Raw genomic sequence first — 21611 nt, 5'->3', positions numbered from 1 at the left:
TATGCTCAATACTCGTGTGCACCAAAGCGAGGTTTGGGCATGACATCAGACACTCCACCGATTGCCGCGCAAGGCGTGGCCACCCTGCCCGACGAGGCATGGGCGCAAGCCCGGCACCGGACGGAAATCATCGGGCCACTGGCAGCGCTTGAGGTGGTCGGGCATGAAGCCGCCGATGAGGCAGCCCAAGCGCTGGGCCTGTCCCGGCGACAGGTATATGTCCTGATCCGTCGCGCCCGGCAGGGTACTGGCCTGGTAACAGACCTGACGCCCGGCCGATCCGGCGGCGGCAAAGGCAAGGGGCGCTTGCCGGAACCGGTCGAGCGCATCATCCGCGAGCTGCTGCAAAAGCGCTTCCTGACCAAGCAGAAACGCAGCCTGGCGGCGTTCCACCGCGAAGTCGCGCAGGCGTGCAAAACCCAGAAGCTGCCGGTGCCGGCGCGCAACACCGTGGCCCAGCGGATTGCCGGACTACACCCGGCGAAAATAGCCCGCAGCCGGGGCGGGCAGGACGCTGCCCGTCCCTTGCAAGGCGCGGGTGGCATTCCGCCCGAAGTCACCATGCCGCTGGAACAGGTGCAGATCGACCACACCGTCATCGACCTGATCGTGGTCGACGAGCGCGACCGGCAACCGATTGGCCGCCCATATTTGACCCTCGCCATCGACGTGTTCACGCGCTGCGTACTCGGCATGGTGGTCACGCTGGAAGCGCCGTCCGCCGTCTCGGTCGGCCTATGCCTCGCGCATGCCGCCTGCGACAAGCGGCCCTGGCTGGAAGGGCTGAATGTGGAAATGGACTGGCCGATGAGCGGCAAGCCCAGGCTGCTCTATCTGGACAACGCGGCCGAGTTCAAAAGCGAAGCGCTGCGCCGTGGCTGCGAACAGCATGGCATCCGGCTGGACTATCGCCCACCAGGCCAGCCGCACTACGGCGGCATCGTGGAACGGATCATCGGCACGGCGATGCAGATGATCCACGACGAATTACCGGGGACGACCTTCTCCAATCCCGGCCAGCGCGGCGAGTACGATTCCGAGAAGATGGCCACCCTGACGCTGCGCGAGCTGGAGCGCTGGCTCGCGTTGGCGGTAGGCACCTATCACGGCTCCGTGCACAACGGCCTGCTCCAGCCGCCGGCCGCGCGCTGGGCCGAGGCCGTGGAGCGCGTTGGCGTCCCGGCCGTCGTTACCCGCCCCACCGCGTTTTTGGTCGATTTCCTGCCGGTGATCCGCCGCACCCTGACCCGCACCGGCTTTGTCATCGACCACATCCACTACTACGCCGACGCCCTCAAGCCGTGGATTGCCCGGCGCGAGCGCTTGCCCGCCTTCCTGATCCGGCGCGATCCGCGCGACATCAGCCGCATCTGGGTACTGGAACCGGAAGGTCAGCACTATCTGGAGATCCACTACCGCACCTTGTCCCATCCGGCCGTCACCCTCTGGGAACAACGCCAGGCGCTGGCCAAATTGCGTCAGCTCGGGCGCGAGCAGGTGGACGAGTCGGCGCTGTTCCGCATGATCGGGCAGATGCGCGAGATCGTGACCACCGCCCAGAAGGCCACGCGCAAGGCGCGGCGCGACGCTGATCGCCGCCAGCACCTCAAGACGTCGGAGCCACCGGCCAAGCCCATACCGCCGGATGTGGACATGGCTGACCCGCAGGCAGACAACCTGCCGCCGGCCAAACCGTTCGATCAGATCGAGGAGTGGTAGCCGTGGACGAATATCCCGTCATTGACCTGTCCCACCTGCTGCCAGCGGCACAGGGTTTGGCCAGGCTGCCGGCAGACGAGCGCATCCAGCGCATTCGCGCCGACCGCTGGATCGGCTACCCGCGCGCGGTCGAGGCGCTGAACCGGCTGGAAACTCTGTATGCGTGGCCGAACAAGCAACGCATGCCAAACCTGCTGCTGGTCGGCCCCACCAACAACGGCAAGTCGATGATCGTCGAGAAATTCCGGCGGGCGCACCCGGTCGGCACCGACGCTGACCAAGAACATATCCCGGTGCTGGTCGTGCAGATGCCGTCAGAGCCATCGGTGATCCGCTTCTATGTCGCGCTGCTGGCTGCGATGGGCGCGCCGCTGCGCCCGCGCCCACGGCTGCCGGAAATGGAGCAACTGGCGCTGGCCCTGCTGCGCAAGGTCGGCGTGCGCATGCTGGTGATCGACGAACTGCACAATGTACTGGCTGGCAACAGCGTTAACCGGCGCGAGTTCCTCAACCTGCTGCGCTTCCTCGGCAACGAGCTGCGTATCCCCCTGGTCGGGGTCGGCACGCGCGAGGCGTACCTGGCCATCCGTTCGGACGATCAGTTGGAAAACCGCTTCGAGCCGATGCTGCTGCCGCCGTGGGAGGCCAATGAGGACTGCTGCTCGCTGCTGGCCAGCTTCGCGGCGTCACTCCCGCTACGGCGGCCATCCCCGATTGCCACGCTGGACATGGCCCGCTACCTGCTCACCCGGAGCGAAGGCACCATCGGCGAGCTTGCACATCTGCTGGTGGCGGCGGCCGTCGCCGCCGTGGAGAGTGGCGAGGAAGCGATCAACCACCGCACGCTCAGCATGGCCGACTACATCGGCCCCAGTGAGCGGCGGCGACAGTTCGAGCGGGAACTGATGTGAAGTCCGCGCCGCGCTGGCCGCTGCATCCGGCACCCAAGGAAGGCGAAGCCCTGTCCTCATGGCTCAACCGGGTCGCCGCCTGCTACCAGATGGACGTGCACGAGCTGCTGGCCCACGATCTTGGTCACAGCCAACTTGATGACCTGGATACCGCACCATCCTTGTCGTTGCTGACGGCGCTCTGCCAGCGCAGTGGCGTCGAGCTGGAGCGGTTGCGCAGCATGAGTCTTGCAGGCTGGGTGCCGTGGCTGCTCGACAGTCTCGACGATTCGGTACCAGCAGCCTTGGAAACCTATACATTCCAATGCGCGGTGCTCCTGCCCAAGCGCACCCGCAAGGTGCGGTCCATCACTCGCTGGCGTGCCTGGCTACCGAGCCAGACGATTCGCCGGGCGTGTCCGCAGTGTCTGAACGATCCAACGAATCAAGCTGTGCTACTCGTCTGGCAGCTCCCCTTGATGCTGAGCTGCCCGCAGCATGGCTGCTGGCTGGAGTCCTACTGGGGCATGCCCGGCCGGTATCTTCAGTGGGAAATCGCCGATGCTGCGCCGCGCCCTGCCGATGACGCAATCGCCTGCATGGACCGGCGCACCTGGCAGGCGCTGACGACGGGTTTTGTGGAGCTGCCGCGTCGGCGTGTCCACGCCGGCTTGTGGTTCCGGCTGCTGCGCACCCTGCTTGATGAGCTGAACACGCCGCTCTCGCACTGCGGCAGTTGCTCGGCGAGCATCCGCCATGTCTGGGAGCGCTGCGGCCATCCGCTGCGCGCCGGGCAGAGTCTGTGGCGTCCCTACGAGATTCTGGCCCCGGCGGTGCAGTGGCAGATGCTGGAGGCGGCGGCCACCGCCATCACGCTGATCGAGTCAAAGGCGCTGATCCCGCGCGGGGAACAGGCCGCGCTGTTTCAGACGGAGCCGCACACTGGTTTCACCAACGGCCTGCCGGCGAAGGTGCCGAAGCCGGAACCCATCAACCACTGGCAACGAGCAGCCCAGGCCATCGATGAGGCCATCATTGAAGCGCGACACAACCCGGAGACGGCCCGCTTGCTGTTCACACTGGCGTCCTACGGGCGACGCGACCCCGAATCCCTGGAACGTTTGCGCACCACGTTCACCAAGGAGGGCATCCCGCCGGAGTTTTTGTCACATTACGAGCCTGAATGGCCGTTTGCAGGTCTTAGACTAAATGACGGGTTAAGTGACAGTTTTTGACGGCGAGAACTTTCTGGCTCACACTGTCACATAATCGAACGTATATGTGACAGGTACAAGATGCTGATTGGCTACATGCGAGTATCGAAGGCGGATGGCTCCCAGGCGACGGACTTGCAGCGCGATGCGCTGGTCGCGGCCGGTGTTGATCCGGCGCATCTCTATGAAGACCAAGCGTCCGGAAAACGCGAGGATCGTCCCGGTCTGGCGAGCTGTCTGAAGGCACTACGGCCAGGCGACACGTTGGTCGTTTGGAAACTGGATCGGCTCGGGCGCGACCTGCGCCATCTGATCAATACCGTCCATGACCTGACCGGACGCGGCATCGGCCTCAAGGTGCTGACCGGGCACGGCGCGGCCATTGACACCACGACCGCCGCCGGCAAGCTGGTCTTCGGTATCTTCGCCGCGCTGGCCGAGTTCGAGCGCGAGTTGATCGCCGAGCGCACCGTGGCGGGCCTGGCCTCAGCACGGGCACGCGGCCGGAAAGGCGGCCGGCCGTTCAAGATGACCGCCGCCAAGCTGCGGCTGGCGATGGCGGCAATGGGTCAGCCAGAGACCAAGGTCGGCGACCTGTGCCAGGAACTTGGCGTCACGCGGCAGACCCTGTATCGGCATGTTTCACCCAAGGGTGAGCTACGTCCAGATGGCGAGAAGCTACTCAGCCGAATTTGATGCCGGCATGAGGCAACGTAGCGACAGCGTGGTTTGTCTCAATGGGAAGCGCTCATGATCGATCTTTGAAGGCCCGCAGCAGTCGTGTCACAGACAGGACGAACAAACCGGTCAGCGTGAGGGCTGCGATACCCCAGTACTCTCCGATGAACGCGCCGGCCGTCGTGCCGGCCAGCACAATGGCGAGAATCGGCAAATGGCAGGGACAGGTGAGCACGGCCAGCGCGCCCCACAGGTAGCCGGTGATCGGTTTGTGCGTCTCGGCCGGCATGCGCTCGGGGCTGTTCATGGCAAACTCTCCGCATGCTGTGCCGGCGCGGTCGGCATGGCGGCCAACTGCACTTCCAGATTGGCCAACGCTTCGCGCCGGCGTTCGACGAACTGACGCAGCACAGCAAGCTGCGCGGCAGTTTCATCGCAGTTCGCCGCATCCAGCGCCCGGCACAGCCGCGCCAATGCGCCGAGGCCGATGCCCGCCTCGAAGGCGGCCCGCACGAAGCACAGTCGCTGCAAGGCGGCGTCATCGAACAGGCCGTAGCCACCCGTGGTGCAGGCGACTGGCCGCAGCAATCCGCGCAGCAGGTAGTCGCGCACGATATGCACGCTCACCCCGGCATCAAGGGCCAGCCGGGACACCGTGTAGGCGTTCATCGAACACCTCCTTTTGGTCGGTTCACGGCAATGCATATACCGTTTCGCCGAGTTCAATCCGCGCGCTGCGAATCCGATGCCGGTGCCGTAGAACATTGGGTCGATATCCGATCACGGTGTCCTAGATGACATGGTCTGCAACAGATGTCGATTAAACTCCTGGCCCAAGCCGAAAGCCTCGTGGACACTGACGATCGCCAATCCTTCCAATCCTTGATGCTTGGAGGCCCAGTCTTCCGCCGTCGGGACAGATGCAAAGAAATGTACATGGCAACAGAAGGACTGACGAACGTCGGCTGCTTCCTGCGGCAATACCAAGGACACCGCCATGCCGGCAGGTTCGACAGCCTGTATCTCGCTGGGTGAAACCGTGAGTGAAACGGGTGCTCCGGTTGCAGCGCAATGCGATGAGACGCGAGCTGTACGGCCGATCAGCGCCGGAAATATCAAGGTGTCCAGCGCGCACCAGGCATACAGACGGCGGTCGTCAATTTCAAAGACATACGAAGTCTCGCGCAAGGTGAGGCCGTAGCCGATGATGTTCCCATCTTTGTCATATTCGGTACTGGTGGCCTGTTCGAGTACGGCGGCCACTCGCTCAGCGGGCCAGTCGAGAATCCCGGCAAGTGTCGTTCGTGAAACCGGACGCCCCTTGGCGAGTTCCCGCAGTAGCGGGACCAAGAGATCCGCAGTACCATTGGTACGATTGACCGAAGTGAGACGTTCTAAAATATATGGGGCGAGCTTCATGGTTCCATCTCCTTTCATCCTGCGCAGCAGGACAATTGTTTGACATCCTTGGTGAAGGTCTGCGCCGCGAGCTTCAGTCCCTCGACCATGGTCAGGTAGGGGAACAACTGGTCGGCCAGCTCCTGCACGGTCATCCGGTGGCGGATCGCCAGCGCGGCCGTCTGGATCAGTTCGCCCGCTTCCGGCGCGACCGCCTGTACGCCGATCAGCCGCCCTGAGCCAGCTTCCGCCACCAGCTTGATGAAGCCGCGCGTGTCGAAGTTGGCGAGCGCCCTCGGCACGTTGTCGAGCGTCAGCAGCCGGCTGTCGGTCTCGATGCCGTCGTGGTGCGCTTCCGCCTCGCTGTAGCCCACGGTCGCCACCTGCGGATCGGTGAACACCACCGCCGGCATCGCCGTCAGGTCCAGCGCCGCGTCGCCGCCGGTCATGTTGATCGCGGCGCGGGTGCCGGCCGCCGCCGCCACATAGACGAATTGCGGCTGGTCGGTGCAATCGCCGGCCGCATAGATGTGCGGTGCGCTCGTGCGCATGGCGCGGTCGATGACGATGGCTCCCTGCGCATTGACTTCGACGCCTGCCGCTTCAAGGTTCAGGCTGCGCGTGTTCGGCGCGCGCCCGGTAGCGATCAGTAGCTTGTCGGCGCGTAGCTCGCCGTGCCCCGTGGTGAGCACGAATTCCCCGTCCGCGTAGGCAACGTGGCTTGCCTGGGTGTGATCCAGCACCTCGATGCCCTCGGCGCGGAACGCGGCCGTGACAGCCTCGCCAATGGCCGGGTCTTCGCGGAAGAACAGCGTGCTGCGCGCCAGGATCTTGACCTGGCTGCCCAGGCGCGCGAAGGCCTGCGCCAACTCCACCGCCACCACCGACGAGCCGATGACGGCCAGCCGCTCGGGGATGGTGTCGCTTGCCAGCGCCTCGGTGGAAGTCCAGTAGGGCGTGTCCTTCAAGCCGGGGATCGGCGGGATGGCCGGACTCGCCCCGGTCGCAATCAGGCAGCGGTCGAAGTTCACTTCGTGGGTGCCGCCGCCAGCGGTCGCCACGGTCAGCGTGCGCGCGTCCTTGAACCGGGCCTCGCCGCGCAGCACGGTAATGGCCGGGGTGCTCGCCAGGATGCCTTCGTACTTGGCGTGGCGCAGTTCGTCGACGCGGGCCTGCTGCTGGGCCAGCAGCTTACTGCGGTCAATCGTAGGCACAGTTGCCGCAATACCGCCATCGAACGGGCTTTCCCGGCGCAGATGGGCGATGTGGGCGGCGCGGATCATGATCTTGGACGGCACGCAGCCGACATTGACGCAGGTGCCGCCGATGGTTCCGCGCTCGATGAGCGTCACGCGCGCCCCAAGCTCCACGGCCTTCAAGGCCGCCGCCATCGCCGCGCCGCCGCTGCCGATCACGGCCACGTGCAGCGCCGGCTCGCCGCCTTCATGCTTCGTGTCGCCACCGAGCCAGCCCAGCGCCTTATCCAACAGGCCGGTAGGCTTGTTCGGCGTGTCGGCGAGCCGTGCGCGGTAGCCGAGCGCGGCCACTGCGGCTACCAGAGGGGGCAAGTTCACGCCCGCGTCCGCCTCGATTTCGGCCTGCCGCTGCGCATAGGACACCGAGGCCGAGCGCACGCCGGGCACGTTTTTCAGGGCCTGCTGGACGTGCTCGGCGCACGACGTGCAGGTCATGCCTTCGATGTGAAGGGTGATCGCTTCGGCCATGACAGTGCCCTCACTGCTTGACGCTGGAGGGGTAGCCCGCGTTTGCGGTGGCCTTGGTCAAGGCGTCGGCATTGGTCTTCGCGTCGTCGAAGGTGACGACGGCTTCCCGCTTCTCGTAACTGACCTCGGCCTTTTGCACGCCGTCCACCTTGGTGAGTGCCTTCTTTACTGTGATCGGGCACGCGGCGCAGGTCATGCCGGGCACCGACAGGGTAACGGTCTTGGTGGCGGCCCAGGCGGGCGTGCTCAGGGCGGCGGCCAGGGCGATCAGGGTGGCGAGTTTCTTCATGGCAATTCTCCTTTCAATAGAACAGCGGCAGGATGTAGGGGAAAGCGAGGGCAACCAGAACCAGGGCGGCCACGACCCAGAAAATCACCTTGTAGGCCGTCCGCACTTGGGGCACGGCGCAGACGTCGCCCGGCTTGCAGGCATGGGCCGGTCGGAAGATGCTGCGCCAGGCGAAGAACAGCGCGACGAGTGCCGCGCCGATGAAGATCGGCCGGTACGGCTCCAGCACGGTCAGGTTGCCGATCCACGCGCCCGAGAAGCCGAGCGCGACCAGGACGAGGGGGCCGAGGCAACAGGCCGAGGCGAGGACGGCCGCGATGCCGCCGGTCGCCAGTGCGCCGCGGCCGTTCTTGAGTTCCGACATAAGGTTCTCCTTCCGGGACTTCGCTTGATGCTGTAACATTACTTCCGTAGTCAACTACGGAGTCAAGCACCATGGAGAACGCTCAAGAGAATCTGACCATCGGGGCCTTCGCCAAGGCCGCCGGGGTGAACGTGGAGACGATCCGCTTCTATCAGCTCAAGGGCCTACTGCCCCAGCCGGAGCGGCCCTACGGGAGCATCCGCCGCTATGGTCTGGCGGACGTGGCGCGGGTGAAGTTCGTGAAGTCCGCCCAGCGCCTGGGTTTCAGCCTGGATGAGGTCGGCCAGCTCCTGAAACTGGAGGATGGCACCCATTGCGAGGAAGCCAGCAGCCTGGCCGAGCACAAGCTCAAGGACGTGCGCGAGAGGATGGCTGACCTGGCGCGCATGGAGGCCGTGCTGTCTGATTTGGTGTGCGCCTGCCATGCGCGGAAGGGGAACGTTTCCTGCCCGCTGATTGCGTCACTGCAAGGGAAGAAAGAACCGCGCAGTGCGGACGCGGTGTAGCCCGAGGGAACTACGCCTTAGCGTGCTTTATTTTCCGTTTTCTGAGGCGACTCCAACGTCAGAAAAGACCGTGCGGTCGACTTTTGATATTTCGTGCTGTCGCCTTCTGAAAGTGACACACGTCGAACGTCGTCAGCAATGGCCGCCCGGCAACGGCCAGGGGAAATTCCTCCAGGTAGAGCGCCGTCGCCTCACGCAAGTTGGCCAAAGCCTCTTCGATGGTTTCGCCCTGCGTCGTCGTGCCGGTTTCGGGGTTGAATGCCACATAGCCCCCTTCCGGCGCCGGAGTCAAAACAGCGGATAGTTCCATCGATCCTTCCTCATCGGTTCTCACGCCATCAAGGCAAAATGCGCATCTGCGCCGAACGCGCGTGCGCCATGAGCCCTTCGCCTTGGGCGAGCGTGGCAGCGATGGGGGCGAGCTTTTGCGCGCCGGCGCGCGATACGGCGACGAGGCTCGTGCGCTTTTGGAAATCGTAGACGCCCAGCGGCGACGAGAATCGGGCGCTGCGCATCGTCGGCAGCACGTGGTTGGGTCCGGCGCAGTAGTCACCGATCGCCTCTACCGACCAGTGACCGAGGAAGATTGCCCCGGCATGACGGATCTTGTCGGCCCAGGGTTCGGGATCTTCCAGGGCGAGCTCGAGGTGCTCGGGGGCGATGCGGTTGGCGATCGCCACCGCCTGCTCCAGGTCATCCACCCGGATGAGCGCGCCGCGATGGGCGAGCGAGGCGGCGATCACCTCGCGGCGCGGCATCGTCGGCAGTAGCCGCTCGATGGCTTCGGCCACTGCATCCAGAAAATCCGCCTGCGTGCTCACCAGGATCGATTGCGCGAGTTCGTCGTGCTCGGCTTGGGCGAAGAGATCCATCGCCACCCAGGCGGGATCACCCGAACCGTCCGACAGGATCAGGACTTCGGAAGGCCCCGCCACCATGTCGATGCCCACCACGCCGAAGACGCGCCGCTTGGCCTCGGCCACGTAGGCGTTGCCGGGGCCGACGATCTTGTCGACTTGAGGAATCGTCTGCGTTCCATAGGCGAGCGCCCCGACCGCCTGCGCCCCGCCGATGGTGAAGACGCGATCGACCCCGGTGAGGTGCGCCGCGGCGAGCACCAGGGGATTCTTCTCGCCGCGCGGCGTGGGCACGGTCATGATGAGCTCGCCCACGCCGGCCACTTTGGCCGGGATGGCATTCATCAGCACCGAGCTCGGATAAGAAGCGCGCCCGCCGGGGACGTAGAGCCCGACGCGATCGAGCGGCGTCACTTTCTGCCCCAGGCGCGTGCCGTCCGCTTCCTCGATCACCCAGCCTTCGAGCTTTTGCCGCTCGTGAAAGGTTTCGATGCGCTCGGCGGCACGCACCAGGGCGTCTTTCTGCTCGGCGGGCAGCGCGGCAAAGGCCTCGGCGAGCGCCGACTTCGGTAGTTCCAGCTCGGCCATGTGCGTGGCCGCCAAACCATCGAAACGGCGGGTATATTCGAGTACCGCAGCATCGCCCGTGGTGCGCACCGCGCGCAGGATCTCGTCGACGGCGCGGCAGACGGCCTCGTCCGTCTGCGCCTCGAAGGCGAGCAGCGCATCGAGCCGGGCGAAGAATTCGGGATCGCGCACGTCCAGCCGGCGGATGCGCGCGGCGGACGAATCAGGCATCTGGCTGGTCATGGAGCGTCTCCGCGAAGGTGTCGATGACCGGTTGTACCAAGGCGTGCTTCAGTTTCAAGGCGGCCTGGTTGACGATCAGACGACTGGAAATGGGCATGATTTCCTCGACCTCGACCAGGCGATTGGCCCGCAGCGTGTTGCCCGAAGAAACGAGATCGACGATGGCGTCGGCCAGCCCGACCAAGGGCGCGAGTTCCATCGAGCCGTAGAGCTTGATGAGATCGACGTGCACCCCCTTGGCGGCGAAATGCGCCTTGGCGGTCTTGAGGTACTTGGTCGCCACGCGGATGCGGCTGCCGAGCCGCACCGCCGCGGCATAGTCGAACCCCTCGGGCACGGCCACGCACAGCCGGCAGCGGGCGATGCGCAGGTCGAGCGGCTGATACAGCCCCTGCCCGCCGTGTTCGAGCAGCACGTCCCGTCCGGCGATGCCCAGGTCCGCCGCCCCGTACTGGACGTAGGTGGGCACGTCGGTGGCGCGCACGATCAGCAGCCGCACTTCGGGGCGGTTGGTCTCGAGGATGAGCCGGCGCGAGGTTTCGGGATCGTCCTGAGGCACGATGCCGGCGGCCGCGAGCAGCGGCAGCGTCTCGGTGAAGATGCGCCCTTTGGAGAGCGCGAGCGTGATCCGTTCCATGCCTCGATTCTACCGGATGCGGCGCACCTGGGCGCCCAGGGCCCCCAGCTTTTCCTCGATCCGCTCGTAGCCGCGATCGAGATGATAGATGCGCTCGATGATCGTCTCGCCCTCGGCCTTGAGCGCGGCCACGACCAGCCCGGCGGACGCCCGCAGGTCGGTCGCCATGACGGTGGCCCCCTCGAGCCGTGTCACGCCTTTGACCACGGCGGTGTTGCCGTCGATGCGGATGTCGGCTCCGAGCCGTTGCAGCTCGACGGCGTGCATGAAGCGATTCTCGAAAATGGTCTCGCGAATGACCCCGCTGCCCTCGGCCACCGTATCGAGCGCCATGAACTGCGCCTGCATGTCGGTGGGAAAGCCCGGATACGGGGCGGTGCGCACGTCCACGGCCCACAGCCTCGCCGGCGCCTGCAGCGCCACCCAGTCGGGGCCGGTCTCGATGCGGCACCCCGCCTCGGCGAGCTTGGCGAGCACGGCTTCGAGCGAACCAGGATCGGCCTGGCCGAGCCGGATTTGCCCGCCCGTAATGGCCGCGGCGCATAGATAGGTCCCGGTCTCGATGCGGTCGGGCATGACGCGGAAACGGGCGCCATGCAACCGCGGCACGCCGCGCACGCGCAAGGTGTCGGTGCCGATGCCGTCGATGTCCGCACCCATGGCCACCAGGCAGCGGGCGAGATCGCTCACTTCCGGTTCACGCGCGGCGTTTTCGATGACCGTCGTCCCTTCGGCAAGGCAAGCGGCCATGAGCAAGTTCTCGGTGCCGGTGACGGTGACCAGATCCGGCACGAGCCGCGCCCCGCGCAGCCCCGGCGTGGTGGCGTGAATGTAGCCGTGTTCGACGCGTACCGTGGCGCCCAGCGCCTGCAACCCCTTGATGTGCTGATCGACCGGGCGCGCGCCGATGGCACAGCCGCCGGGAAGGCTCACCACGGCCTCGTGGCAACGGGCCACGAGCGGGCCCAGCACGAGGATGGAGGCGCGCATCGTCTTCACGAGTTCGTAGGGCGCTTCGGGAGAGACGATGCGCTTCGCCTGCAGCCGCACGGTCGGACCCTCGCGCTCGATCGCCACACCCATGCGGGCCAGCAGGGCGAGCAGCGTATCGACGTCGCGCAGGTGCGGCACGTTCTCGACCTCGAGCGGCTCCTCGGTCAGCAGCGCCGCGCACAAGATGGGCAATGCCGCGTTCTTCGCCCCGGAGACGGGGATCTCACCGGCGAGCCGCACACCGCCGACGATGGCGAGTTTGTCCACCCTCAACCCCTTCCGCGCGACTCGAGCTCGGCGCGCAGATTTTCCCACTCCTCGGGCGTGAGGGTCGTCAGCGCAAGGGCATGGATTTCCGTGCCCATCGCCGGCCCCAAGGCCCGATAGACCATTTGGTGCTGCTGCACTTTGCGCTTGCCGCGAAAGGCTTCACTCACTACCAAGCCGGTGAAGTGCACGCCGTCCTCACCCTCGACCTGGACGTGCAGACAGGGAAGATGGGCCGCGATGGCCGCTTCGATCGCTTTGGGATCGTACATGAGAGACTCCACAACCTCACTGACGTAGTTTGTAGCCGCGGGCGAGCAGGGTGAGCGTGAGCGTCACCACCGCGACCGTGGCAGCGAGCGACACCCCCAGACTCACCCACGGGTTGGTGTCCGCCTGACCGAAAAAACCATAGCGAAAGCCGTCGATCACGAAGAAGAACGGGTTGAGATGCGACACTTTCTGCCAGAAAGGGGGAAGCGACGCGATCGAATAGAACACCCCAGAGAGCATGGTGAGTGGCATGACGAGAAAGTTCTGAAAGGCGGCGAGTTGGTCGAACTTATCCGCCCAGATGCCGGCGACGATCCCTAGTGCACCCAATAGCAGCGAACCGATCACGGCAAACGCGAGCGCCCATAGCGGCGCGGCGAGCGGCAGATCGACGAAGACGAGCCCCACCAGGATCACCCCCAAGCCCACGGCGAGCCCCCGCACCACGCAAGCGAGCGCGTAGCCCCAGAAAAATTCCAGATGCGACAAAGGGGGCAGCAGCACGAAGACGATGTTGCCAGTCACCTTGCTCTGGATGAGCGAAGAGCTGGAATTGGCGAAGGCATTTTGCAGCACCGACATGATCGCCAACCCCGGGATGAGGAAGGCGGTATAAGGCACCTCTCCATAGGTCGTCACGTGCCGGTCGAGCACGTTGGAGAAGATGAGCAGAAAGAGCAGCGCATTGAGGATGGGCGCGGCCACCGTCTGGAACGCCACTTTCCAGAACCGCATCACTTCCTTGTAGAAAAGCGTGCGGAAGCCCGCACCGAAGCATTCAGGCACTTCGCATCACCTCGACGAAGACACGCTCCAGGTCCGGCTCACCCACGCGCAGCTCGCGCACCTCGGCACCCGCCTCGCGCAGACGACGCAGGATGAGCTCGATGTCGGCATAACGCTCGAAGGGGATACGCACCCAGCCATCCTCGCCCGCCACGCCACCCAGGGTGAGGGTCACTTCGGGGCGATCGAGCCGCACTTCCAGCTCATGAGCCTGGAATCGCGCGAGCAGCCGCTCGGTGGTGTCGAGCGCCACGATCCGGCCGGCCTTGAGCATGGCGATGCGGTGGCACAGCGACTCGGCCTCTTCGAGATAATGGGTGGTGAGGAGGATCGTGTGTCCCTGATCGTTGAGCTTCTGGATGAATTGCCACAGACCGTGGCGCAGTTCGACGTCCACGCCCGCGGTGGGCTCGTCGAGCACGATCACCGGGGGACGATGCACCAGGGCCTGCGCCACCAGCACCCGGCGCTTCATCCCGCCCGAGAGGGTGCGCATGTTGGCCTCGGCCTTGTCGGCCAACCCCAGGCCGTGCAGCAGTTCTTCGATCCAGGCTTCGTTGCGGGTGAGCCCGAAGTAACCAGACTGGATGCGCAGGATCTCGCGCACCGTAAAGAAGGGATCGAAGACGAGCTCTTGCGGCACCACGCCGATGGCGCGGCGCGCTTGGCGGTAGTCGCGCACGACATCGAATCCCATGACGCGCACACTGCCCGCGCTCGGCCGTGCCAGGCCGGCCAAGAGCGAGATGAGGGTGGTCTTGCCCGCCCCGTTGGGCCCCAGCAGGCCGAAAAATTCGCCACGCTCGATGCTGAGGTCTACGCCGGCGAGCGCCGTGAAGTCGCCGAAGCGCTTGACGGCGCCTTGTAAGGCGATGGCAGCGGTCATGTCTTGGCCGGTTCCGGCGTCAGGGGTAAAAAGGCGTCGACCCCGTAGAGCTGGGCGAGCGCCAGGGCCTGTTGCGGCAGTCGCGTGATCTCGAGCGTGGCGCCGGCACGCCGCGCTCGGCGCAGCCATTCGATCAACAGCGCCACGAAGGAAGAATCGCACGCGCTCACCCCACCCGCATCGACGAGGACGTGCGAGCCGGCCTGGACCCCCTCCGGCCAACGATCGAGAAAACCGGTGACGCTGCGCAGATCGATGTGCCCTTCGAGCGAAACACGCATCATCGGCCCCGTATCGGACATCGTTTTGCTCATCCCTGCGTCGCCGCGTCGGCCGGCAAAGTCTCGCCGCGAGCGTTCTTCTGTGCGAGCATCTGGATCAGCCCATCGATCCCTTTGGCTTGAATCTCCTGGCCGAAAGTGCTGCGATAGCTCGTCACCAAGCTCACGCCGGCCACCACCACGTCGAATACCTTCCAAGAGTCTCCTCTCAATTCCATCATGTAGTCGACGGAGATCGGCTCCCCGCCAGGGCGGATGAAATAGGAGGAAACTCGCACGGTCTTGTCACCCGGGGCCATGCGCAACGGTCTAAATTCGAGTTTTTCGTTGCGGTATTCACGCAACGCGGAGGCGTAAGTTCGTACCAACAGGGTCTTGAATTCCTCGGTGAGGCGTTTGCGCTGCTCTGGCGTGGCCTGCCGCCAAGCCGGACCCACGGCCAGCATCGTCATCCGCTCGAAGTTGAAATGGGGGAGCACCCGCTCTTCGACGTAGACGAGCCATTCGTTCATGTCCTCATCGGACTGGATCGGCTTCTGTTTGAGCCGTTCGATGACCTCGTCGGCGATCTCCTTGACCAGCACGTCGGGCGCCTTGGGTTCGGCACGCACGGCCGTCCCCCAACCGAAGATCAATATCGGCAGAAGCACGATTCCCAGCCAGCGCCATACCATCGATCGATGCATCATGTTCGTCCTCACGTTCTTCCTCACGTTCTAGCGACCCGAGTCGCCATCAATTCCATTGCCATTGAAATCTTCGTACTCGATCGGAGGATTTCCATCGTGGATCAAGTAGTTACGCCTCTGGAAGTAGGCGTCTCGCATATAGGCGTACTTGTCAATCATCCGTCCTTCGATGGCCCGATCGGCCGGCAACAACTCGGCCCGCTTGACCACGATCTCGGCCGCCTTGAAGGAATACTTGGCCGCATCGCCCTCGACGTAGGTCGTCGGATGACTGTAGTAATCGACCGGCAACGCGGCGGTATCGCGTATGTTGCGCCCACCCAGGAGCGGCAGCACCAAGTAAGGGCCATCGCCCACCCCCCACACGGCGAGGGTCTGGCCGAAATCTTCGTTATGTTTGGGGATGCCGGCCTCGGAGGCGATGTCGAGCACCCCGAGCAAGCCCCAGGTCGAGTTCAGCGCGAAACGGAAGAGATCACCGAATGCCGCCTCGACCTTGCCTTGCAGCAAATTGTTGGCTGCATTTCTCAAGTCTCCCAGATTGCTGAAAAAGTTGCTCACCCCCGTTTTCACCGGGGAAGGCAAGACGTTGTCGTAGACCACCGCCGCCGGGCGCAAGACGACCGTATCGAGGGCATCGTTGATCTGGAACATCGCCCGGTTGAAGCCTTCGAATGGATCCTTGGGGTGGGAGGGTTGGCTGGTCGCGCAACCCGATAAAACCATGCCGGTAGCCAGCACCGCGATCGTTTTCTTGTACTTGTACACTTTGCTCCCCTTCATGCTCATTTGCTGCCGCCATCAGCTGCCTGGCTGAACAGGAATTGACCGATCAGCTTCTCCAATACGAGCGCCGACTGCGTCATCTGGATGCGATCTCCGTCTTCGAGCATTTCGACGTCGGCGCCGGCTGCCAGCCCGATATACTGCTCACCCAGGAGACCGGAGGTCAAGATGGCAGCGATCGTATCCTTGGGAAAAGGATAGGCGGCGGAAACCCGCATTTCCACCTCCGCCTGGTACACGTTGGGATCGAAACGGATCGCAGTGACCCGCCCCACCACCACTCCGGCGCTCTTGACCGGCGCCTTGACCTTGAGCCCGCCGATATCGTCGAAACGAGCATAGAGGGTGATGGTGGCGCCTCGCGTTCCTTCGGAAGAGACATCGGCCACTTGCATCGCCAAAAACATCAACGCCGCGAACCCCAGCGCCACGAAGGCACCGACCCACAGATCCAGCATCGCACGATTCATCGTCACTCCCGGGAAAATAACCCGTACGTCATTTTCCGATATACATGAAAGAAGTCAGAATGAAATCCAACGCCAACACCGTCAGAGACGAATAGACCACCGTCTTCGTGATCGCCCGCGACACGCCCTCGGCCGTCGGCGTGCAATCATAACCTTGGAAGACCGCGATCAGGCTCACCGCCCAACCGAACACGAAGCTCTTGACGACCCCATTCATCACGTCTTCCCGGAAGTCGACGGAATTGGCCATCTGCGACCAGAACGTGCCGTTGTCCACCCCGATCACGACCACGCCGATGAACCAGCCGCCGATGACCCCGACGGTACTGAAGATGGCTGCAAGCAGCGGCATCGACAGCACCCCGCCCCAGAAGCGGGGAGCCACCACCCGGGCGATGGGGTTGACGGCCATCATGTCCATGGCCGTGAGCTGCTCGGTGGCCTTCATGAGCCCGATCTCGGCGGTGACCGCCGAACCGGCGCGGCTGGCAAACAGCAGTGCCGCCACTACCGGCCCGAGCTCGCGCAGCAGCGACAGCGCCACGATGCTGCCGAGCGCCGACTCCGAGCCGAAGCGCTGCAAGGTATCGTAGCCCTGCAGCCCCAGTACCATGCCGACGAAGGCGCCCGAGACCACGATGATGACGAGCGAGAGCACGCCGGAGAAATAGAGCTCGCGGATGGTGAGCGAAAAACGCGCAAACGACGGCCCCGAGTGGCGCAGCATCACGAAGAGGAAGCGGGTTGCGAACCCGACCTGCCAAACTCCATCGACCGTGAGCCGCCCCAGGGCGCGCAGCAACCGGATCATCGTGCCACCTCCGATTCCAACAGGCTCTCTGCGAGAGGAGGCGCGGGATAATGGAACGGAACGGGCCCGTCGGCTTCGGCATGGATGAACTGGTGCACGAAGGGATCGGTAGAAGCGCGAATCTCATCGGGCGTACCTTGGGCCACGATTTTCCCTTCGGAGACGAGATAGACGTAATCGACGATGGAAAGCGACTCTACCACGTCGTGGGTCACCAGGATGGACGCAGCACCGAGCGCATCGTTGAGCTTGCGGATCGCCTGACCGATCACCCCCAGCGAGATCGGATCGAGCCCGGCGAAGGGCTCGTCGTACATGATGAGTTCCGGATCGAGCGCCACCGAACGGGCGAGCGCCACGCGCCGCGCCATACCACCGGAGAGCTCACTGGGCATGAGCGTGGCGGCTCCCCGCAGACCCACGGCGTTGAGCTTCAGGAGGACGAGGTCGCGGATCATCGATTCGGGCAAGTCGGTGTGCTCGCGCAAGGGGAAGGCGACGTTGTCGAATACCGACAGATCGGTGAAGAGCGCACCGAACTGGAAGAGCATCCCCATGCGCCGACGCAGAGCGTAGAGCTCTTTTTCGGAAATCTTCTCCAGGGATTCGCCGAAGACGCGCACGCTTCCCTTGCGCGCGCGCAGCTGACCGGAGACGAGGCGCAGCAAGGTGGTCTTGCCCGAGCCGCTGCCGCCCATGACGGCCACGAGTTGCCCGCGGCGCACCGAAAAATCGATGCCCGACAAGATCAGGCGCTCGCCGTAACCGGCGTCGACGCCACGCAGTTCAACCACGGGTTCAGCGATGTCAGGATGGGTCGTCACGGCTCACTCTCACCTCGGGTGTCGTCAATGATACACGAAACCCCGTGCCCCACAAAAGGACTCCGTAGCCCCTGGTAAATCATTAAAGTTTACGTCACGCTCGCCGATATCCCTGGAAAGCCAGGAGCACGACCATGAAGAACAATCGCCTTCTCGTCCACGGTGCCCCCCTGTTGTGTGGCGCCTTGTTCGCCCTAGCTGGCTGCACCCAGACCATAGGCGCTCAGCCTTCCGATGCCGAAAGCCGGAGCACGCCCGTTGCATCGGGGAGCCTGACGCTCGCCGAGCCCAGCAGGGCGGCGGGATTCAGCGCAGCCATCGCTCAACTCGCCGAGCAGCTCGATCGTAATACTCGACACAAAGCCCTGCTTCCGGCCGTGCTCGCCAGCACCTTCGTCAATCTCGACGATCTCGACGACACCTCTCCACTGGGACGCCTCGTCACCGAGAATTTGGTTCACGAATTGCAGATACGACGCTGGAACGTCTACGACATCCGCCTGAGCAAAGCGGTGGCCGTCAATCCCACGGGAGAATTCGTCCTCACCCGCGACCCAAAACTGCTCGAATACCAATACCTGGTCGCCGGGGTGCTCGCCGGCACTTATTCGATCGCCGGCAACGAAGTCTTCGTGAACGCCCGCATCATAGACATCAATACGGGCGTGGTCGTGAGTTCCGGCCAGATCAGCCTGCCGATCGACGAGTTCGTCGCCCGACTGCTCGTCGACGGCGATCAGCTCAAACCCATGCGTATCATCCGCGGCAAATGAAATGATCACCCGTATCCCAGCCGCGGCTGCAGCTTTGTCGGCCGCAGCATTGCTCTCGGCCTGTAGCGCCCCCACCCTCCTGAGCCCGTCGTGCCACGAGATCCTCCAAGACGAGCTCTTTCGCATGGTGGCGCAAATCTGCCCGGGAAGCCAAAACATCGTCATCACCGACTTCGTCGAGGTCGACCGCTATACCACCGACCCGTATGGTAAGGCCCTGGGAGAATCCTTCCGGCTGGCCTGGAGCCAGCGCTGTAACGCACCGGTTCGTCACGTGGAAGTGGGCGACCATTTCATTCTGGACGAAGACGGATTTCGGCTGCTCACGCGCGACGCCGAACGGATCCGACGAGATCTGGTCAGCGAACGCGAGGTCGTGGTCGGCACCTATCGGCGCAGCGCAGGCTGGGTGTCGCTGGGCGCACGGCGAATCGATCCGACCGACGGCACCGTGCGCGCCGCGAGCACCGGGCAAATCCCCGAGCACTGCCTCGACGGCGAACCTCCCCCCAGCAACGGCCGGCTGGATTTGCGCACCACCGTGGCCGATTGAGCAGCCGGGAATCGATCGGCGTACAGCGGAACCGTCGCGCAGGGTTCTCGTACGCGAAGCAAGAGCGTACCGCCGGGGAAGTCGGGGATTTTGCCTCACGGCCCCTGCAGCAGGATCGCCTCCCCGCGCTCGAGCGCCTTCTGCTCCCCTCGCAGGATCACCACGTCGCCGGGGCGCAGGATCAATCCCGGTTCCGGTGACTGCGCCCGTATGCCGCGCCGACGGACTGCCGCGACCTCGACGCCACACTCCTTCAAACCCAGCTCACCGAGATGCCGCCCCACTGCCCAAGCCTCCTCGGGCAGCAATACCGAATGCAGGCGAATCTCCCCTTCCAGTCCTTCGGATCCCCGCTCGTCCGAACTGCCAGCGAAATAGCCGCGCAGCAGCGCGTACCGCTGGGCGCGAATCTCGCGGATGCGCCGCGCCACGCGGCTCAGGGGAGTACCGATGAGCGCCAAGGTGTGCGTGGCCAGCATCAGGCTAACTTCGATCGCCTCGGAGATCACCGCCGTGGCGCCGGCCGCGGTCAGCCAGTCGATATCGCTCTCGGCGCGCGCGCGCACCACGACCGGCACGTCGGGGCGCAGTTCGCGCAGTACCGACAACACGCGCAGGGATGCCTGCAGATCAGCAAAAGAAATCACCACTGCGCGGGCGCGCAGCAAGCCGGCCGCGATCAGGGTCTCGCGCCGACTCGCATCGCCATAGAGTACGTTTTCACCCGCGGCCGTAGCCTCGGTCACCCGCTCGGGATCGAGATCGAGCGCCACGGCCGGCACCGATTCGTGCTCCAGCAGGCGCGCCAGATACTGCCCCGTGCGGCCATAGCCCAGGATCAACACGTGTTGTTTCACCTTGATGGTCTGCGCTGCGATCGCCGTGAGCTCCATCGCACGGGTCATCCACTCCGAGGCGACGAAGCGCAACACCAGACGGTCCGACGCCGCGACGATGAGCGGCGCGAGCAACATCGACAAGACCAGCGCCGCCGCACCCGTCTGTAGCCAGAACGACGGCAAGATCTCCAATCCCGCGCTCTGCGCCAGCAACACGAAACCGAACTCCCCGCCGGTGCACAACCACAACGCCGAGCGCATCGCCACCGGCGCCTTCGAGCCCATCATCCTCGAACCGACGAACACCACCGTGAATTTGATCGCCAGGACCAAGACCAGCAAGCCCGCCACGTAGATGAAGTGACGCGTCACTTCGCCGATGTCGAGGAACATCCCCACCGTGATGAAAAACAAGCCCAAGAGCACGTCGCGAAACGGCTTGATGTCCTCTTCCACCTGATAACGATAGGCAGTCTCGGAAATCAGCATGCCCGCCAAGAAAGCCCCCAGCGCCAACGACAGGCCAAACGCCTCGGACAAAGCGGCCATGCCCAGGGTGACCAACAGCACGTTGATCATGAAAAGCTCGGGCGAGCGCCGTTTCGCTACCCAGTCGAACCAACGGCTCATCAGAGGCTGCCCATAGCGCAAGACCAAGACGAGTGCCGCCACGGTCTTTGACATTGCCAAAGCCAGCGCCCCCATCCATTGGTCGCCCTGCGAGGAAGCGAACGCCGGCACCAGGATGAGCAAGGGCACCACGGCCAGATCCTGGAACAACAGGACGCCAATGGTCTCCCTTCCGTGAGGTTTTTCCAGTTCGCGCCGCTCGACGAGGAGTTTCGAGAGGATGGCCGTCGAAGACATGGTGAGCGCACCGGCCAGGGCCCAGGCCGGCAAGAGCGACAGACCCAAGAGCCAAAACAAGGCGGTGAGCACGATATGCGTGACGACCACCTGTAGCGCCCCCAAACCGAGCACGATGCGGCGCATCGCATTGAGGCGGGTGAGCGAGAACTCCAAGCCGATGGAGAACATCAAAAAAACCACACCAAATTCGGCGAGCCAGGCCGTCGGCCCATCCTGCGGCATCAAACCCAAGGCATGCGGCCCGATGGCCACTCCCACCAAGAGATAGCCCATCAGAGAGGGCAACCCCATCTCTTTGAACAAGGCCACCGCAAAAAGCGAGGCGGCCAAAAGTATCAGAATCGTGATCAAGACTTCATGCATTCCGCTCCCCCGAGACGGGATTCGTCTGGACACCGCGAAAAAGCGCCGCGGGCGGCTGCGA

Annotated in this window: 27 protein-coding genes; 7 read left to right on the top strand and 20 right to left on the bottom strand. The window is 64.3% G+C overall.

The annotated features are described in order from the left end of the window. Positions 1-39: 39 nt before the first annotated feature. The 4 genes from EPD81_RS07930 to EPD81_RS07915 are packed head-to-tail and all read left to right on the top strand — an operon-like array spanning position 40 to position 4519. Positions 40-1719: a DDE-type integrase/transposase/recombinase gene (locus tag EPD81_RS07930; RefSeq protein ID WP_003465068.1), complete on the top strand. Its 1680-nt coding sequence runs from the start codon at positions 40-42 to the stop codon at positions 1717-1719. 2 nt (positions 1720-1721) lie between these two features. After that, positions 1722-2630 carry a TniB family NTP-binding protein gene (locus EPD81_RS07925; RefSeq protein ID WP_003465065.1) on the top strand — a complete coding sequence of 303 codons (909 nt, stop codon included), beginning with the start codon at positions 1722-1724 and terminating at the stop codon, positions 2628-2630. Further along, on the top strand, positions 2627-3844 hold the full coding sequence (locus tag EPD81_RS07920; RefSeq protein WP_014754502.1) for a TniQ family protein: 1218 nt from the start codon (positions 2627-2629) through the stop codon (positions 3842-3844). Before EPD81_RS07925 ends, EPD81_RS07920 begins: the two co-directional genes overlap by 4 nt. A gap of 60 nt (positions 3845-3904) precedes the next feature. Further along, on the top strand, positions 3905-4519 hold the full coding sequence (locus EPD81_RS07915; RefSeq protein WP_011405614.1) for a recombinase family protein: 615 nt from the start codon (positions 3905-3907) through the stop codon (positions 4517-4519). A gap of 52 nt (positions 4520-4571) precedes the next feature. On the opposite strand, the gene merE is transcribed toward EPD81_RS07915, so the two are convergent. The 6 genes from merE to merT form a co-directional block, all read right to left on the bottom strand. Then, positions 4572-4808 carry a broad-spectrum mercury transporter MerE gene (gene merE / locus EPD81_RS07910; protein ID WP_011405613.1) on the bottom strand — a complete coding sequence of 79 codons (237 nt, stop codon included), beginning with the start codon at positions 4806-4808 and terminating at the stop codon, positions 4572-4574. After that, entirely contained in the window at positions 4805-5170 is a 366-nt protein-coding gene (merD, locus tag EPD81_RS07905; protein WP_000995361.1) for a mercury resistance co-regulator MerD, read from the bottom strand. Before merD ends, merE begins: the two co-directional genes overlap by 4 nt. A gap of 111 nt (positions 5171-5281) precedes the next feature. Further along, positions 5282-5920, bottom strand: a complete 639-nt coding sequence (gene merB, locus EPD81_RS07900) for an organomercurial lyase MerB (protein ID WP_000761850.1) — start codon at positions 5918-5920, stop codon at positions 5282-5284. Between the two features lie 14 nt (positions 5921-5934). Beyond that, positions 5935-7623: a mercury(II) reductase gene (gene merA / locus EPD81_RS07895; RefSeq protein ID WP_142804904.1), complete on the bottom strand. Its 1689-nt coding sequence runs from the start codon at positions 7621-7623 to the stop codon at positions 5935-5937. Between the two features lie 10 nt (positions 7624-7633). Continuing rightward, positions 7634-7912: a mercury resistance system periplasmic binding protein MerP gene (gene merP / locus EPD81_RS07890; protein WP_022579741.1), complete on the bottom strand. Its 279-nt coding sequence runs from the start codon at positions 7910-7912 to the stop codon at positions 7634-7636. A 13-nt stretch (positions 7913-7925) separates the two neighbouring features. Further along, on the bottom strand, positions 7926-8276 hold the full coding sequence (merT, locus tag EPD81_RS07885; RefSeq protein ID WP_142804903.1) for a mercuric ion transporter MerT: 351 nt from the start codon (positions 8274-8276) through the stop codon (positions 7926-7928). Between the two features lie 71 nt (positions 8277-8347). Between merT and merR the strand changes: the two genes are divergently transcribed. Beyond that, positions 8348-8782, top strand: coding sequence for an Hg(II)-responsive transcriptional regulator (gene merR / locus EPD81_RS07880; protein WP_142804902.1), 435 nt, complete (start codon positions 8348-8350; stop codon positions 8780-8782). 58 nt (positions 8783-8840) lie between these two features. Here the strand turns inward: merR and EPD81_RS07875 are convergent, their stop codons facing one another. The 13 genes from EPD81_RS07875 to EPD81_RS07815 are packed head-to-tail and all read right to left on the bottom strand — an operon-like array spanning position 8841 to position 18152. After that, entirely contained in the window at positions 8841-9092 is a 252-nt protein-coding gene (locus EPD81_RS07875; protein WP_142804901.1) for a type II toxin-antitoxin system HicB family antitoxin, read from the bottom strand. A gap of 28 nt (positions 9093-9120) precedes the next feature. Next, positions 9121-10449: a histidinol dehydrogenase gene (hisD, locus tag EPD81_RS07870; protein WP_221929273.1), complete on the bottom strand. Its 1329-nt coding sequence runs from the start codon at positions 10447-10449 to the stop codon at positions 9121-9123. Continuing rightward, positions 10430-11086 carry an ATP phosphoribosyltransferase gene (gene hisG / locus EPD81_RS07865; protein WP_142804900.1) on the bottom strand — a complete coding sequence of 219 codons (657 nt, stop codon included), beginning with the start codon at positions 11084-11086 and terminating at the stop codon, positions 10430-10432. The genes hisD and hisG overlap by 20 nt, the downstream gene beginning before the upstream one ends. A gap of 9 nt (positions 11087-11095) precedes the next feature. After that, positions 11096-12346, bottom strand: a complete 1251-nt coding sequence (gene murA / locus EPD81_RS07860) for a UDP-N-acetylglucosamine 1-carboxyvinyltransferase (RefSeq protein WP_142804899.1) — start codon at positions 12344-12346, stop codon at positions 11096-11098. 2 nt (positions 12347-12348) lie between these two features. Next, on the bottom strand, positions 12349-12618 hold the full coding sequence (locus EPD81_RS07855; protein ID WP_142804898.1) for a BolA family protein: 270 nt from the start codon (positions 12616-12618) through the stop codon (positions 12349-12351). A 16-nt stretch (positions 12619-12634) separates the two neighbouring features. After that, complete coding sequence (locus tag EPD81_RS07850) at positions 12635-13405, bottom strand: ABC transporter permease (protein WP_142804897.1); 771 nt, start codon at positions 13403-13405, stop codon at positions 12635-12637. Continuing rightward, positions 13398-14291, bottom strand: coding sequence for an ABC transporter ATP-binding protein (locus EPD81_RS07845; RefSeq protein ID WP_142804896.1), 894 nt, complete (start codon positions 14289-14291; stop codon positions 13398-13400). The genes EPD81_RS07850 and EPD81_RS07845 overlap by 8 nt, the downstream gene beginning before the upstream one ends. After that, complete coding sequence (locus EPD81_RS07840) at positions 14288-14605, bottom strand: lipid asymmetry maintenance protein MlaB (RefSeq protein ID WP_206673186.1); 318 nt, start codon at positions 14603-14605, stop codon at positions 14288-14290. Before EPD81_RS07840 ends, EPD81_RS07845 begins: the two co-directional genes overlap by 4 nt. Next, entirely contained in the window at positions 14602-15261 is a 660-nt protein-coding gene (locus EPD81_RS07835) for a phospholipid-binding protein MlaC (RefSeq protein ID WP_221928862.1), read from the bottom strand. Before EPD81_RS07835 ends, EPD81_RS07840 begins: the two co-directional genes overlap by 4 nt. A 27-nt stretch (positions 15262-15288) precedes the next feature. Then, positions 15289-16050 (bottom strand): VacJ family lipoprotein, encoded by a 762-nt coding sequence (locus tag EPD81_RS07830; RefSeq protein ID WP_142804895.1) that lies wholly within the window; start codon positions 16048-16050, stop codon positions 15289-15291. Beyond that, a complete protein-coding gene (gene mlaD, locus EPD81_RS07825) occupies positions 16047-16517 on the bottom strand; it encodes an outer membrane lipid asymmetry maintenance protein MlaD (RefSeq protein WP_142804894.1) in 471 nt (156 codons plus the stop codon). The genes EPD81_RS07830 and mlaD overlap by 4 nt, the downstream gene beginning before the upstream one ends. 28 nt (positions 16518-16545) lie before the next feature. After that, on the bottom strand, positions 16546-17328 hold the full coding sequence (gene mlaE / locus EPD81_RS07820) for a lipid asymmetry maintenance ABC transporter permease subunit MlaE (RefSeq protein ID WP_142804893.1): 783 nt from the start codon (positions 17326-17328) through the stop codon (positions 16546-16548). Beyond that, a complete protein-coding gene (locus EPD81_RS07815; protein WP_142804892.1) occupies positions 17325-18152 on the bottom strand; it encodes an ABC transporter ATP-binding protein in 828 nt (275 codons plus the stop codon). The genes mlaE and EPD81_RS07815 overlap by 4 nt, the downstream gene beginning before the upstream one ends. A 134-nt stretch (positions 18153-18286) precedes the next feature. Between EPD81_RS07815 and EPD81_RS07810 the strand changes: the two genes are divergently transcribed. Beyond that, complete coding sequence (locus tag EPD81_RS07810) at positions 18287-18925, top strand: FlgO family outer membrane protein (protein ID WP_142804891.1); 639 nt, start codon at positions 18287-18289, stop codon at positions 18923-18925. A 1-nt stretch (position 18926) separates the two neighbouring features. Further along, positions 18927-19478, top strand: a complete 552-nt coding sequence (locus EPD81_RS07805) for a FlgO family outer membrane protein (RefSeq protein WP_142804890.1) — start codon at positions 18927-18929, stop codon at positions 19476-19478. A 95-nt stretch (positions 19479-19573) separates the two neighbouring features. Here EPD81_RS07805 and EPD81_RS07800 read toward each other — a convergent pair whose 3' ends face one another. Then, positions 19574-21550 carry a monovalent cation:proton antiporter family protein gene (locus EPD81_RS07800; RefSeq protein ID WP_142804889.1) on the bottom strand — a complete coding sequence of 659 codons (1977 nt, stop codon included), beginning with the start codon at positions 21548-21550 and terminating at the stop codon, positions 19574-19576. Between the last annotated feature and the right edge of the window lie 61 nt (positions 21551-21611).

It is taken from the genome of Tepidiphilus sp. J10 (genome assembly GCF_006980785.1).
Taxonomy (GTDB): domain Bacteria; phylum Pseudomonadota; class Gammaproteobacteria; order Burkholderiales; family Rhodocyclaceae; genus Tepidiphilus; species Tepidiphilus olei.
The sequence above is the reverse complement of the archived record's forward strand: the minus strand, read 5'-3'. Positions and strand labels throughout refer to the sequence as shown.

Bases quoted from the DNA above. Each gene is read 5' to 3' on its own strand.
- EPD81_RS07830 (WP_142804895.1), bottom strand. From the start codon at position 16,050: ATGAGCATGAAGGGGAGCAAAGTGTACAAGTACAAGAAAACGATCGCG.
- EPD81_RS07810 (WP_142804891.1), top strand. From the start codon at position 18,287: ATGAAGAACAATCGCCTTCTCGTCCACGGTGCCCCCCTGTTGTGTGGC.
- mlaE (WP_142804893.1), bottom strand. From the start codon at position 17,328: ATGATCCGGTTGCTGCGCGCCCTGGGGCGGCTCACGGTCGATGGAGTT.
- merA (WP_142804904.1), bottom strand. From the start codon at position 7,623: ATGGCCGAAGCGATCACCCTTCACATCGAAGGCATGACCTGCACGTCG.
- EPD81_RS07840 (WP_206673186.1), bottom strand. From the start codon at position 14,605: ATGAGCAAAACGATGTCCGATACGGGGCCGATGATGCGTGTTTCGCTC.
- EPD81_RS07800 (WP_142804889.1), bottom strand. From the start codon at position 21,550: ATGCATGAAGTCTTGATCACGATTCTGATACTTTTGGCCGCCTCGCTT.
- EPD81_RS07835 (WP_221928862.1), bottom strand. From the start codon at position 15,261: ATGATGCATCGATCGATGGTATGGCGCTGGCTGGGAATCGTGCTTCTG.
- merD (WP_000995361.1), bottom strand. From the start codon at position 5,170: ATGAACGCCTACACGGTGTCCCGGCTGGCCCTTGATGCCGGGGTGAGC.
- EPD81_RS07845 (WP_142804896.1), bottom strand. From the start codon at position 14,291: ATGACCGCTGCCATCGCCTTACAAGGCGCCGTCAAGCGCTTCGGCGAC.
- EPD81_RS07855 (WP_142804898.1), bottom strand. From the start codon at position 12,618: ATGTACGATCCCAAAGCGATCGAAGCGGCCATCGCGGCCCATCTTCCC.
- merT (WP_142804903.1), bottom strand. From the start codon at position 8,276: ATGTCGGAACTCAAGAACGGCCGCGGCGCACTGGCGACCGGCGGCATC.
- hisD (WP_221929273.1), bottom strand. From the start codon at position 10,449: ATGACCAGCCAGATGCCTGATTCGTCCGCCGCGCGCATCCGCCGGCTG.
- EPD81_RS07930 (WP_003465068.1), top strand. From the start codon at position 40: ATGACATCAGACACTCCACCGATTGCCGCGCAAGGCGTGGCCACCCTG.
- mlaD (WP_142804894.1), bottom strand. From the start codon at position 16,517: ATGAATCGTGCGATGCTGGATCTGTGGGTCGGTGCCTTCGTGGCGCTG.
- merP (WP_022579741.1), bottom strand. From the start codon at position 7,912: ATGAAGAAACTCGCCACCCTGATCGCCCTGGCCGCCGCCCTGAGCACG.
- EPD81_RS07915 (WP_011405614.1), top strand. From the start codon at position 3,905: ATGCTGATTGGCTACATGCGAGTATCGAAGGCGGATGGCTCCCAGGCG.
- hisG (WP_142804900.1), bottom strand. From the start codon at position 11,086: ATGGAACGGATCACGCTCGCGCTCTCCAAAGGGCGCATCTTCACCGAG.
- EPD81_RS07805 (WP_142804890.1), top strand. From the start codon at position 18,927: ATGATCACCCGTATCCCAGCCGCGGCTGCAGCTTTGTCGGCCGCAGCA.
- merR (WP_142804902.1), top strand. From the start codon at position 8,348: ATGGAGAACGCTCAAGAGAATCTGACCATCGGGGCCTTCGCCAAGGCC.
- EPD81_RS07875 (WP_142804901.1), bottom strand. From the start codon at position 9,092: ATGGAACTATCCGCTGTTTTGACTCCGGCGCCGGAAGGGGGCTATGTG.
- merB (WP_000761850.1), bottom strand. From the start codon at position 5,920: ATGAAGCTCGCCCCATATATTTTAGAACGTCTCACTTCGGTCAATCGT.
- merE (WP_011405613.1), bottom strand. From the start codon at position 4,808: ATGAACAGCCCCGAGCGCATGCCGGCCGAGACGCACAAACCGATCACC.